Below are 13,903 nucleotides of genomic sequence, written 5' to 3' on the forward strand. Positions count from 1 at the left end.
TAATAGTAAAAACTATGGCAGCATTTGAACCTAATAGCAATCGTTCTTATAGCCAAGAAGATGTACAACGCATTCTTCAGTTAGCGATCGCCCGTCAGGCTGATGACCAAGAGAAGGAATTTTCTTACGAGTTGCTGTCAGAAATTGCTGGCGAGTTAGATATTTCGCCTGAGTGTTTACAATTAGCCGAAAGAGACTGGCGATCGCAACAAAGTGAAATTCAACAGCGCCAAGCTTTTGATGCTTACCGCCTATCAAGATTTAAAAAGCGTTTGGGCAATTTTGCTATTGTCAATACTGTTCTAGTATCAATTAATTTTCTGGCTACCAGTGGTCATATTTTGATATTGCCTTGGTCGCTGTATATTTTACTCTTCTGGGGATTGAAAGTTGCTCTAGATTTTTGGAATAACTTTCATGCTAAAGGTGAAGAGTATGAAATGGCTTTTCAAAAATGGTATCGCAAGCATCAGTTAAAGCAAAACGTCAATACAGTTTTGCAAACTGCCAATACATTTTTAAATAAGTGGTTTAAAGCATTGGAAATTTAGTCATTAAACTGCCAAAAATTTTTGAATTACATCCTGACAGTTCGTTAGTAGAACCAGAGGCAACAATAGTACCTTTAGATAAAAGTTTTAATTTAGATTTACGAATCAGAAATCAGATTTTTGGCTTCAAAAATTAAAGTTGATTGTTGCAAAAAACGCAACAACAGCAGGAATAATCTTCCGAATTAGTAAGATAACAACAGATTTTCCGCAATATTTCTGATGATAAGTGAATAAAGGTGGCCAGATCCCCGACTTCTTCAAGAAGTCGGGGATCTCTAACCCATCATCAAATTACGAATTATGAACTTATACTGACGTGAGTTCGATGAACCTCTCCCCGACCCCTCTCTCTTGAAAAGTTCTGAGCGGAGGAAGCCTCCGCTCAGACTTGTCGCTCCGACGCGGAGAGGGGCTGAAATATCCTTAATTGCTAACGAAAAATTCAGCTTTTAAAGCCTCTCTTCTTATAGAGTAGCCAGCGCCGTGGTGAGGCAGTCCGCAGAAGAGGGGGTTTCCCCCAGGAGGAACTGCCGCGCATGGTTTCCCGACTTGAGGAGCCACTGCGTTGCGGGGGTTCCCACGACAGTCCGCTCAAGTCGGGAAACCCGCCCACGCGGCTGTCTCCCCGTTGTAGCAAGTGGCGTGCCGCTGGCGTGAGAGGTTTGGAGAGGGGTTTTAAAATCCGTCGAACTCACGTTAATATAAGCTGATTTTGGCAAAAATTAGACCTGTATAGTTCATTTATTTGCGTGTTTAATCTCGATTGTGCTTGATATCAAGCACGGTATGGGTTGCCGTGTAAAGATTGCTGTCACTGAAACTACACAATAAATGTATCGGGATATGAAATAGTAAAATTTACAAAAGCTATAAATTAGGAAAAATAAGCCAATTTATGCACAATCCACACAAAAGCTACATTTCACTATCTTATCCTTTAGTTTTAGCCCTATTGCTCTGCGTATCGTTATCCTCAAAAACGGTCAAAGCTGCTCCCAAACCGATACCTAGCCAGTTAAACGTACCTACTCAACCGCACAACCAAACCAACACCCCGGACGCTAACCGTGCTGCGGCTGAGGAAGCAGAAGCAGAAGCCAAAAAATTAGACTTAAAAACTACACCCGTTACTCAAGCCATTGCTAAATGGGAAGAAGCCTTAAAATATTGGCGTTTAGCAAATGATCGCAAAAAAGAAGCTGCAACTCTTGATCGAATTGCTAAATTATACTGGTTTCGTGGTGAATATCGTAAAGCTTTGGAATATGCCAAAAAAGCACTACCTATTTGTCAAGCTTTAGGCGATCGCAAATGTCAAGGAGCAGTAGCTACTTCACTTAGCCTCATATACGATAAATTAGGTGACTATCAAAAGGCGATTGCTTTTTATGAGCAAGTTCCATTACTTTATACTGAAACTCCAAACTTGCGAGCTATCACCTTAAATAACATTGCCCAAATTTACGATAAATTAGGCGAAAAGCAGAAAGCGATTGATGCTTACAAACAAGCTTTTGATTTTTGGAAACAACAAGGTGATGTCGTCAACCAAGCTGAAACACTTGAACAAATTGCGTTTCTTTATGCCAGTTTAGGTGAAATAAATCAAAGCCTTGAAATACTTAAGCAAGCTAATAGTCTTGACCCGGAATTTAAAAGGGATAGAAGCTTGTCTAATTTAGTTTACATTTCGTTGGCTAACTCAATTTGTACAGATAAATTAGCTACATTAAAAAAGCCTCCTAAAGTTGAGCAACCAAAAAATGCGTCGAATCAATCAGCAAATTCTAATCGTGAGGCAGTTGTCAGCAATCAAATTGAAGGCTGGAACAAAAATGTGGAAAAGTGGCATACCCTAGAAATTCTTGGTGGAGAAGCAGATTTTTTAGAAATCATTGGAGATTTTGGTTATACACAAATTGGGGAATATTCAAAAGCCTTGGAAGTTTATCAAAAAGCACTAAATATCAGGCAAAAAATGGGTGGTAAACCCGCAGAGGCAAAAACACTTATCGATGTTGCTGAGATTTTAAATAAACAAGGTAAAAAGCAAGAAGCAATTGATTATCTAAATCAAGCATTAGACATTCAACGCCAAATTAAAACTCGTCCAGCCCAAGCAGATACTTTGTTAACGCTTGGTGATGTTTACTCGTCTTTAGGGGCATATCCTGAAAGTTTAAAAGCTTATGAACAAGCATTATCTCTGCGGAGAGAAAGTGGCGATCGCACGAAAAAAGCTGATACCCTGATAAATATTGGAAATGTTTATCGCAAGTTGCAAAATTACCCACAGGCTCTGAATTATTATCAGCAAGCCTTGTATATATCCCAAACCACAGGAGACTGTCGCAATGAAGCTTTAATATTAGAGCGAATTAGTAGCACTTACCTCAATTCAGGCAATTATCAACAAGCAATTAATTTTGGACATCAGGCTATAGCTTTATCTCATAATTTAGAGGTTGTTGAGTATAAGTTAGCAATAGAAGCTGGAACATCTGATATTCTTGCTCAAGTTAAGCTTAAACAAAAGAATTATTCTCAGGCTCTAAAAGATTCTCAAAAAACTATAAAGTTGGCACAAAAATCTGGCTATAAAGAAATAGAAGCGAGAGCTTATACTTCAACTGCTGAAGCTTATAACGCTCTCAAACAACCCCAAAAATCTATACAAGCTTATCAAGAACAACTTACTCTATATACTCAAATGGGCTTAGTTGCCGAACAAGCCCAAAGTCTCTACAATATCGCCAAACTACAACGCCAAAACAAACAACTCTCAGCAGCCCTGACCGAAATAGATAAAGCTATAAAAATTATCGAAAATATCCGCCAAGAAGTTGATAGTGAAGATTTACGAACCTCATTTTTTGCCACTGTACAAGATTATTATCAACTTAAAATTCATATTTTGATGGAATTGCATAAACAAGACCCATCAAAAGGATACGATGGACAAGCACTGCAAACCAGCGAAAGCTCCCGCGCTAGGGTTTTAGTAGAACTATTAACCCAAGCCAACATTAACATCCGCAAAAATATTAGCCCTGAGTTAGCAGATGAAGAACGACGTTTGCAATGGCTACGGGAAGCCAGAGAAAAAAGGTTATCAGAACTAGCAAGTCAATCCCAACCTTCAGCAGAATTGATAGCGTCTATCAAACAAGAAATCGAAAACATCATCAAGCAACAGCAAGAACTATCTGTCAAAATCCGGGCAAATAGCCCAAAATACGCTGCATTGAATTATCCCTCACCTCTCACCTTGTCGCAAATTCAGCAACAACTCGATTCAAATACCGTACTGTTGGAATATTCATTAGGTGCAGAACACAGTTATCTTTGGGTTGTAACTCCTAATTCCCTCGATAGCTATGAACTTCCACCACAACCACAAATAGAAAAAGCCGCCAACGATTTTCGTCAAAGTTTAGTCAGAGTAGCAGCCTCCCCTAAGCAACAAGCAGCAGTAGCAAAACAACTGAGTCAAATTATCCTAGCTCCAGTCGTAAACAAATTAGCAAACAAACGTTTAGTAATTGTCGCAGATGGTGCTTTACAAAATATTCCCTTTGCAGCCTTAACTGAACCAACTGCTCAAGAATCTTATCAACCACTGCTAGTCAATCACGAAATTGTCAATCTTCCTTCAGCTTCAACTATCGCTATCCTCAGACAAGAAACGCAACAACGTCCAAAAGCGCCCAAAGCCATAGCAATTCTCGCAGACCCCGTATTCAGTGCTGATGACTCACGAGTGACAGGCAAACCAGACAACAATTCCATCACTCCTGACTTAGACCTTCAACGTTCTGCCCTCTCAAGGTCAGCCCGAAATCTCAACCGTGATGGTTGGGATAGATTAAACGGAACTCGTCAAGAAGCAGAGACAATTCTCAAACTTAGCTCACCACAAGATAGCTTACCAGCATTTGATTTTGATGCTAACTATAACTGGGTAACAAACCCACAACTAAGTCAATACCGTATAATTCACCTGGCTACTCACGGTTTTGCTGATGATGTTAACCCAGAGTTATCAGGCATTGTACTGTCATTAGTAGACAAGCAAGGTAAACCCCAAAGAGGATATCTGCGGTTAAATGATATCTTCAACCTCGATTTTCCGGCTGATTTAATCGTGTTGAGCGCTTGTCAAACGGGACAGGGGAAAGAAGTTCAGGGAGAAGGGCTAGTAGGCTTGACAAGAGGATTGATGTATGCTGGTTCACCTAGAATTGTCGTGTCTTTATGGAACGTTGATGATCAGGGAACGAAGGAATTAATGACCCAATTTTATCGCCAAATGTGGCAGGAAGGGAAATCGCCTATTGCTGCCCTCCGCGCCGCGCAATTAAATTTATGGCAAAATCCGAATTGGCGTAAACCTGTGTATTGGGCAGCTTTTACTCTGCAAGGCGAATGGCGATGAAAGTAAGTGAACGTGAGTTCGACGGCTAAAAAAACCCCTCTCTTCTAGGAGTCCACTGATTTGAGTTTTGTAGGGTGTTTGTCTTGTTGATTTTTTCTGGCTCTTTTGGTTGATATTTTTTGACTAGCGATCGCTTGACTTTTTAGACAGTTGCTACTTAATACTTACTATTTAAATAGGATCTAACTAGTGTGTGCCAGTTTTTCAAGCGCATACTCTAGATAATTATCCAGTTCAGTTGATATGGCTGTGTATTTCTGAAAATTATATGCCAAATAAAATAGTGAATATACTATTAATTCTTCTGCATCAATAGAAACAACAACTTAATAGATTTTGCAAATTATCTGGAACCTTTTTACACAATTTACGACCTAGTATATAACAGCAAAAATTCAAAAATTTGTACAAAATTATGAAAGGTTTACTTCAGTCTTTCGTGGCAATTTCTGCATTGTCTTCCTTAGTTATTGCACCCTTGGTAATGAACGCTGGTCAAGCTGCTGCTGAACAAAAAAAAGGTACTGATGCTAGTTATGTTGGTGCTGGTGTTGCAGCTGGTGTGACCAATGGCGGACTCAATAATGATGCTGCTAACTTTGGCGGTAACATCACAGGTAGAGTGAAATTAGGAAACCTCCCAGTTTCTGCACGCGGTAATGTTCTCTGGAATGATCAGACGACTAGTATTATTCCAGAAGTTTCCGTAGACGTACCAATTGCTAATAAAACTAACGCCTATGTCACTGGTGGTTATTCTTTTGTAGAAAAAGATGGTTCACCAAGTCCTTTAGGTAATAGAGATTCTGTAGTGGTTGGTGCTGGTGTGGAATCAGAAGTTGCTAATAACTTCCTGATCTACACAAACGCCAAAGTAGGACTACGTGCTTATCAAGATAGTCCGGCTTCTGCTGTTAGCATTAATGGCGGTATTGGTTATCGTTTTAAATAATTTGCTCTGTCAGAAGTTAGAAGTTAATTGTTGAATAGGCACAATTTTTGTAGTCAATTCTAACATTTTTAGATGTTAGACAATCGCAAGACATAAGCAGGTAGCTAGAATTCTCGGCGATTCTCTCGACTTTTCTCTATTAACTATGAAATAAGTTGGTGGAATACTAATCCAATATGGTGGATGGTGTTGTTGAACTTTGAATGTTGCTGATATATCAGACTTTATCGGTAAAAGTCAACGAAAACCAACAAACTTTAAGTTGATTTATACCACCTACTTATATATGCTGGTTTTGTTAAGTGTAAAACTATCGACAAAGCCGGCTTTTTGCCGTGTTACAATTGTCGTATTCATCATATTTCCGACCGAATTACCGGGAATAACTGAGCCAAAAACTTAGCTTTGGCTTCTATCGCTGCTTTATTGAGAATACTATACAACTCTCATGGTTAAATCTGCTCCTCCCCCACTTGCCAGTCGTAAGCCCTCAAAAGTAGAAGGCATCAAAGAAAATAGTAATTTTTTGCGTGAACCTGTAGCAACGCAGATCCTTGCGGATACTACTCACTTTACCGAAGATGCAGTACAAATTCTTAAGTTTCATGGCTCCTACCAGCAGGATAACCGCGATAATCGCGTGAAGGGACAGGAGAAAGATTACCAATTTATGCTGCGGACAAAGAATCCTGGTGGATTTGTACCGCCGCAACTATATTTAGCTTTAGATAAGCTGGCTGATGAATATGGGAACCACACATTACGAGCAACCACTCGTCAGGGTTTCCAACTGCATGGGATTTTAAAAAAGAATCTCAAAGCAGCCATTGCTACCATCATCCAAAATCTGGGTTCTACCTTGGGTGCTTGCGGTGACCTCAACCGTAACGTTATGGCTCCACCAGTTCCCTTCAAAAAGCGCCCTGAGTATGAATATGCTTGGGAATATGCCCAAAATATTGCTGACTTACTCTCACCCCAAACTGGTGCTTATTACGAAATTTGGCTAGATGGCGAAAAAGCCATTAGTGCGGAAGAAAACCCAGAGGTTAAAGCAGCACGCCAACGCAATGGCACTGGCACAATTATTCATGACAGCGAAGAACCGCTTTATGGCACTTACTACATGCCACGCAAATTCAAAGTTAGTGTGACCGTGCCAGGGGATAATTCCATTGATTTATATTCCCAAGATTTGACTTTGGTAGTGATTACCAACACTCAAGGAGAATTAGAAGGATTTAATGTCTTTGCTGGTGGTGGTTTAGGTAGAACCCACAATAAAGAAGAAACATTCGCCAGATTAGCAGACCCGATTTGCTATGTAGACAAGGCAGATGTTTACGAAATTGTCAAAGCGATTTTAGCTACCCAAAGAGATTATGGCGATCGCACTGACCGCCGCCACGCTCGGTTAAAATACTTAATCAACGACTGGGGTGTAGATAAATTCCGCGTCAAGGTAGAGGAATATTTCGGTAAACCAGTCGCCCCCTTTAAACAGTTGCCAGAATTTAAGTATGAAGATTTCCTCGGTTGGCAAGAACAAGGTGATGGCAAGTTATTTTTAGGTATTTCCATTGACAATGGTCGTGTCAAGGATGAAGGTTCGTTGCAACTCAAAACCGCCTTGCGGGAAATTGTGGAAAAATTTAACCTACCCATCCGCCTGACACCCCACCAAAACCTGATTTTCTGCGATATTGCGCCAGAAAATAAATCAGCCATTCAAGAGATTCTTGACCGTTGCGGAGTTGTCTCTGACCCTAGTCAAATTGAACCGTTATTCCGTTATGCAATGGCTTGTCCTGCTTTACCTACCTGTGGTTTGGCTATCACCGAATCAGAACGGGCAATACCAGGAATTTTAGAACGAATTCGGGTACTGTTAGATAAACTAGGTTTACAAAACGAACATTTTGTGGTAAGAATGACAGGCTGTCCCAACGGCTGCGCTCGTCCTTACATGGCAGAATTGGGTTTTGTGGGTAGTGCGCCGGAAGCTTATCAAGTTTGGCTGGGAGGTTCACCAGATCAAACAAGATTGGCACAACCAATTGTAGAAAAGTTGCACGACAATGACATCGAAAGCTTTTTAGAGCCGATTTTTGTTTACTTCAAAAAGTCACGGCAATCAGGCGAAAGCTTTGGTGATTTTTGCTCACGGGTTGGGTTGGATGCTATTCGAGAATTTGCGGCGCAGTATCAGCCAGAAACTGTTGCAGTTACCACCGCAGAAACTCCATCACCAGCAGTACCAGCCAAAAAGAAAGCTGCACCAAGTAGATCACGTCCACGCATTAGCCTTTATGACGATGTTTACAGCAAGTTGAAGGAAACTGCTACAAGTCAAGGTAAATCCATGACGGAAGTTGTCAATGAAGCATTGAAGATTTACTTGCAGATAGATAAGTAACAGCAAATTTCAGAAGTAGAGATGCGCTATTGTGTGTCTCTACTTTCACAGTTTATTTGTGAAGCTGTGCCAAATCATACAGCAGGGAACAGGGAACAGGCTTGAAAATCTTGTTTTAACCTGAGTTCTGGATTATTCTATTTCTTCACAGCGAATTAACAACGTTTCCATTGCTTCTGCTAGAGAAATTAAATCTATCCAAGAAGAACCAGTGACTAAATTTTGAGCGTGAGCTAATCGGTTGCGTAACTGTTCAGCAGATTTCAAGAAGCGTTCGCCAAACCTTTTAGATTTTAATTCTAGTTGTTCCAGCAGTTCTGGTTGATTTAACACTAATTCTCGTTTGTCACAAAACTGAAGATAATCTAATAAATCGGTGGCTTCGTTTCTTTCTTGACTTTCTCGCCACAGACGTTTAGCAATTTCTACCCGTTCGGGTTTAAGGTATTTCTGCCAGGAATCTTGGGGATAATACAGTCGCACCAGTCGCAGTAGATTCATTTCTAGTAGTGTCACCAAGCCAAACAGCAGCATTCGCACTGGTGCTTTTTGTAAGTCGCCACAAGTCACAATCCCACTTACTTGATTGCAATCTAAGACAAATAATCGCGGAGTTTGTCGCAGAATGGGCAGTAACTTCATTAGTGGCGTGGAAATGGCAATCAGTTCTTGGGAATGAAACACCCGCTGATAGTCACCACACCTGCCCGATTTAGCCTGGATTAAACTAGAACGTTCCACATAACCGGTGATATTGTCTCCTGTTTCAATGCCGACAACATCAAAATCTTTTGCCTGCATCCACTGCAATACCTCTGCTACCTCTGCTTGCGATGACACAGCTTTGAGAGGTTCTGCTACATACTCGATTGTAATGTTGTTTTCAAACAAACTCCGCAGGTCTTGCGATCGCGATTTTAAGTGTTTCATCTGCCTTGAGCCATCAGACATCAGCAGGATAAGTATTCCATTTCAGTCTACTTTTTGTCAGTGCAAGCTTTGAACTGATCCTCTGACATTTATCTGTGCAGAAGTGAAACGAAAAATATCAAGCTGATTTTTGATGTGTCTTGAATTAAATTTAATAACCCGTGTAGGGCGGAAATCTTGCCTGCTACAGCTATGCAAGATAAATGTGGAATAGTTGACTAATGCTTGCGAAGATATATGTCTAAAGATATTAATAATAATTAAGTTTTATATCTAGTGATAGATACATAAGTATAGGAAATACTGATATTTTTCCCTTAGTTTACAAATCATCAAGGTAAAAAATATGAGTATTGAAAACAGAGTAGAAGCAACTGCTAAAAATATAGAAGGCAAGGTGCAAGAAGTAATTGGTGAAGTTACTGGTAATCCAGCAGATAAAGCTGAGGGCAAAGCCAAACAAGCTGAAGCTCAAGTAATTCACACCACAGAGAATATCAAAGACGAACTTAAAAAAGCTATAGACTAGTAAAAAAAGACTGAAGTGTGTAGACGCGCAGCGTTGAAGCAGTGCGTTAGGCGGATTCCCCGACTCCCTCACTGCTGAACCCGTTAGCGAAGCGGTAGCGAGTCTTCGAGCGTCAGGGCTTGCCGCAGGCTAGTCTAAAGTAATAAATGAAGCAACCAGTATATTCAGCTTTTCAGCTATTTAGAATGGTTGCTTTGTTTAGTCCGAAATGTACTAGCTATAACTTTCTGACATAACAGACTAAAATTATATTCTTCTACATAAAAGCTCCACTTTTAAAAAAAGTGGAGCTTTTGATTTATTAGCAATAGTAACAAGAAAATCAGCCTAACCATAAGTTTTTGTATTCAATTAATAGCTGGCACGGCTAGTGAACAAGCCCCAGAGAAAAATAGCAATAATTGCACCAATAATGGCAACAATTATTCCAGGAATACTCAAGGTTGCCGCAGTTAGTTGTAATCTTCCTGTTTCTAACAGAGTAACTATAGTTCCCCCGATTAAAGCACCAATGATTCCTAAAACCATAGTTGCAATAATGCCACCACCTTGACGACCAGGATAAATAGCTTTAGCTATGGCTCCAGCAATCAGACCTAGGATGATCCAAGCAATAATATTCATAGTTAATTCTGCAAAGATTCTCCCAGTATCTTATTAAGACCTATCCACTTTTCCGTCTACCTCCAGAAATAAGTATTATGGCGATAGGTAATTAGTTGGGATAATTTCTAGATTCGTTAGCTGTGGTTTTGCGGCCAGCGCCAATTGTAGCGATTCCAGTCATAAACTCCTTGAATTTCAAATTCGGAACCGTTATAAAAGCGAACAATGCAATTGCGACAAGAGTTATTACTATCATTGATTTCATCTATCTTAATTACAATACAGGAAAACCATTCCCGTTTGCAGGGGCCATCTTCTTGTACCCATTCCCATAGTGCATTGGAGACTTCAATGCGATCGCCTACTCTTAACTTAAGTGCATCTTCAAAGTTGGCATATTTATCAAAATGATATGATTCAACCCGATTTAACCACTGCAAACCGTAGCGTTCTCGGATAAATTGTACTGATCCTGAGTCTTGATTATGCAGCCAATCGTTGAGTAATTGCACTTTCCAAGTGCGGTTTTGTTGTTCTTCTGTTTTGACAAATTGTAAAAAGGCTAATAATTCTTCTGAGTTTAATTCGTCTAAAGGATTAGTAGTATCAGACATCCTAGATTGAGAATTTCCTGGAATTTGCTGGACTACTTGCAGTAATATCTGTTTTTGCATATCAGAGAGAGGACAGCTGGCTACATCACAACGGTTAAAGGCTGTTTGCAATGCTGTTTCAATCTCTTCTGGGGTCATAAGTCAATAGCAATCTACGGGTTATGTCTTTAATTATTACAAAATCCCTAGTTAGACAGTAAGTTATATCTCAAATGCACATCTTTTCGTATGGGCTGTTGACCGTTAATGGTTAACAGTTAACTAACCTCATAAGTGATTGTGTAATTGAATGGCGTAATAGCTTAGAGATGCGATCGCCAAAATGTTGAACAAATTTTCAAGAGAAATAATTGGCTTTCAAGGTTGTAGAAAAGGTTGTCAGTTTTCACGATGGCTGAAATTATATAGGAATCATATTTGATTAATGAAAAAACTCAGTATACCTTAGAGAGCCTTCTTGCCTGTTCCCTGTTCCCTGTTCCCTGACTCGGAAGATTTTTGTACACAGACTTAGTAGATCAGTTGTTTGCCTGCTTCACTTGCTCTAAAAGGGGCGATCGCGTAAAAATAATAGTTAAGATGGCTTAATTTCTCTTAACAATGGCGCTAACGCAGCTTACTCAAACTCATTCCCCTCAACAACCCGCAACAGACAAACGGGGATACGACTATGATTTGGTAATTGTCGGCGGTGGAATTGTTGGGTTAACCCTAGCCGCTGCCTTGAAAGATTCTGGCTTGAATATACTGCTAATTGAGGCGAAGGTGACATCAGCATCTGTAGCCAAAGGTCAAGCTTATGCAGTTCATATGCTTTCGGCGCTGATTTACCAAGGTATTGGAGTCTGGGACAAAATTTTGCCTCACATCGCCAAATATCGCCATGTGCGTCTTTCTGATGCCGAATATCCTGATGTGGTGGAATTTGAAACAGCGGATATTGGTAAAAGTACACCAGAGTTGGGTTACGTCGCCGAACACCAAGCACTATTACAACCGTTGCAGGAATTTGTGCAGAAATGCCCGAATGTGAATTATCTGTGTCCGGCTGAGGTGGTAAACACGCAGCATCAGCAGGATATAGTGGCAATCGATATCAAGATTTCTGAGCAAGTATATACAGTCCGCAGTAAATTACTGGTAGCTGCTGATGGATCGCGATCGCCAATTCGCCAAGCAGCAGGGATCAAAACTCATGGCTGGAAATATTGGCAGTCTTGTATAGTTGCCTTTGTTAAACCCGAAAAACCCCACAACGATACCGCCTACGAAAGATTTTGGCCTAGCGGCCCGTTTGCGATTTTACCTTTGCCAGAAAACCGTTGTCGCATTGTCTGGACAGCACCCCATGAAGAAGCAAAAGCTTTGTGTGCTTTGGATGATCAGCAATTTTTGGCAGAACTGACTCGCCGCTACGGTGATCACATGGGTAAGTTGGAATTATTAGGCGATCGCTTTATTTTCCCAGTCCAACTAATGCAAAGCGATCGCTACGTCCTCCCCCGCTTGGCTTTAATTGGCGATGCAGCCCACAATTGCCATCCCGTCGGCGGACAAGGGTTAAATCTCGGCATTCGGGATGCAGCTGCACTAGCGCAAGTTATCCAAACAGCCCACGCTAAAGGCGAAGATATCGGTAAAATCGAAGTCCTCAAACGCTATGAACGCTGGCGTAAACTGGAGAACTTGACAATTCTAGGGTTTACTGATTTGTTAGATAGGATGTTTTCTAACCAAATCTTACCCTTGGTAGCTGTGCGGCGTTTGGGTTTATGGTTAATGAAGCGAGTTCCACCTTTGAAGGTGTTTGCCCTTAAGTTGATGATTGGGTTAAAAGGGCGTACTCCGCAATTAGCACAACGTTTTTAACAATCTAATTCTGCAACTTGATTTTGGTAATGCGATCGCGCTGGGAATAATAGATGAAATATTTACTAGCCCACAACCCAAATGACCCAAAATCACACCTTTAAACCAAAGCCTCTCACCAACTCCAATTCCCCCTCCTCGCTTGCCTACCGTGTACACACAAGTCGAAAATTCTCACGTTGAAACCATATCCCGCCTAGAACTAAAGTTCTAGGCTAATAGCGAAAGTCCACTTAAATGGACTGAATTTTTCTTTGAGTCCATTTAAGTGGACTTGCACTATGAGACTCGGAATTTATTCCGAGACGGGACAGATGCGCTACACCAAGATTTGTGTATACACCGTAGCCTCGTTTGCGGGGTGGGGGCTAATTATTATGTGGTTTTTAGTAGTGTGTGCGATTGCCAAGATTCACAAATATAGTTATGATAAATATTACGTATGCTAAGTAATTTTAATAATGGTTGTGCAATCTAATAACTATAAAGCCTCAGATTCGTGGCAGCAAGTTTTAGCACCTCACGGTCTGGGTTATAGAATCAAACTGCTTTCCCAACTGCTTACCCGGAAGTTTACTGACCAACTAGAACCTTTTGGACTCACACCATTTCATTGGTTGGTTTTGTGCTGTTTGTGGCAAGAAGATGGTTTACCCACATCCAGTATTGGCGAGAAGTTGCAACAGGTGGGTGGAACTTTAACAGGCGTACTAGACCGGATGGAAGAACGCGGCTTAGTTCGTCGAGAACGAGATACTCACGATCGCCGCATTTGGCGCATCTGGTTAACGGATGCTGGTAAGGAATTAGAAAATATTTTACCTCCACTAGCCGCAGAATTACGGGATGAAGCTATGCGTGGTATTTCTGCTGCTGACCGTGAGTTATTTTCTCAACTACTAAATAGAGCAATTTCTAACCTATCTTAAGGCAAGATGACAATCGCCCATTTGGGTGAAGTAGTGTATAAATTTTCTTCCTAAAATAGTTAGTATTCT

General features: G+C 40.7%; 10 protein-coding genes. 7 read left to right on the forward strand and 3 right to left on the reverse strand.

What is annotated here, in order from left to right:
• Positions 1-14 precede the first annotated feature (14 nt).
• The 4 genes from ACMX3D_RS08540 to sir all read left to right on the forward strand — a co-directional run bounded on the left by ACMX3D_RS08540 (position 15) and on the right by sir (position 8,357).
• Positions 15-551, forward strand: coding sequence for a 2TM domain-containing protein (locus ACMX3D_RS08540; RefSeq protein ID WP_482750994.1), 537 nt, complete (start codon positions 15-17; stop codon positions 549-551).
• Positions 552-1,449: 898 nt separating this feature from the next.
• Entirely contained in the window at positions 1,450-4,989 is a 3,540-nt protein-coding gene (locus ACMX3D_RS08545; protein WP_482750995.1) for a CHAT domain-containing protein, read from the forward strand.
• A 415-nt stretch (positions 4,990-5,404) separates the two neighbouring features.
• Positions 5,405-5,941: an outer membrane beta-barrel protein gene (locus ACMX3D_RS08550; RefSeq protein ID WP_482750996.1), complete on the forward strand. Its 537-nt coding sequence runs from the start codon at positions 5,405-5,407 to the stop codon at positions 5,939-5,941.
• 448 nt (positions 5,942-6,389) lie between these two features.
• The gene (gene sir, locus ACMX3D_RS08555) at positions 6,390-8,357 is read left to right on the forward strand and encodes a sulfite reductase, ferredoxin dependent (protein ID WP_482750997.1); all 1,968 of its coding nucleotides are present in this window, start codon (positions 6,390-6,392) and stop codon (positions 8,355-8,357) included.
• Between the two features lie 132 nt (positions 8,358-8,489).
• On the opposite strand, the gene ACMX3D_RS08560 is transcribed toward sir, so the two are convergent.
• On the reverse strand, positions 8,490-9,287 hold the full coding sequence (locus tag ACMX3D_RS08560; protein WP_482750998.1) for a hypothetical protein: 798 nt from the start codon (positions 9,285-9,287) through the stop codon (positions 8,490-8,492).
• Between the two features lie 346 nt (positions 9,288-9,633).
• Between ACMX3D_RS08560 and ACMX3D_RS08565 the strand changes: the two genes are divergently transcribed.
• On the forward strand, positions 9,634-9,816 hold the full coding sequence (locus tag ACMX3D_RS08565) for a CsbD family protein (protein WP_482750999.1): 183 nt from the start codon (positions 9,634-9,636) through the stop codon (positions 9,814-9,816).
• A 351-nt stretch (positions 9,817-10,167) separates the two neighbouring features.
• Here ACMX3D_RS08565 and ACMX3D_RS08570 read toward each other — a convergent pair whose 3' ends face one another.
• Positions 10,168-10,440, reverse strand: coding sequence for a GlsB/YeaQ/YmgE family stress response membrane protein (locus ACMX3D_RS08570; protein ID WP_482751000.1), 273 nt, complete (start codon positions 10,438-10,440; stop codon positions 10,168-10,170).
• 116 nt (positions 10,441-10,556) lie between these two features.
• The gene (locus tag ACMX3D_RS08575; RefSeq protein WP_482751001.1) at positions 10,557-11,174 is read right to left on the reverse strand and encodes a hypothetical protein; all 618 of its coding nucleotides are present in this window, start codon (positions 11,172-11,174) and stop codon (positions 10,557-10,559) included.
• A gap of 462 nt (positions 11,175-11,636) precedes the next feature.
• Here ACMX3D_RS08575 and ACMX3D_RS08580 point away from each other — a divergent pair, with 462 nt between their 5' ends.
• On the forward strand, positions 11,637-12,905 hold the full coding sequence (locus tag ACMX3D_RS08580) for an FAD-dependent hydroxylase (protein ID WP_482751002.1): 1,269 nt from the start codon (positions 11,637-11,639) through the stop codon (positions 12,903-12,905).
• 461 nt (positions 12,906-13,366) lie between these two features.
• Positions 13,367-13,834 (forward strand): MarR family winged helix-turn-helix transcriptional regulator, encoded by a 468-nt coding sequence (locus tag ACMX3D_RS08585; protein WP_482751003.1) that lies wholly within the window; start codon positions 13,367-13,369, stop codon positions 13,832-13,834.
• Positions 13,835-13,903 lie beyond the last annotated feature (69 nt).

The organism is Anabaena sp. TISTR 8404, from assembly GCF_056847745.1.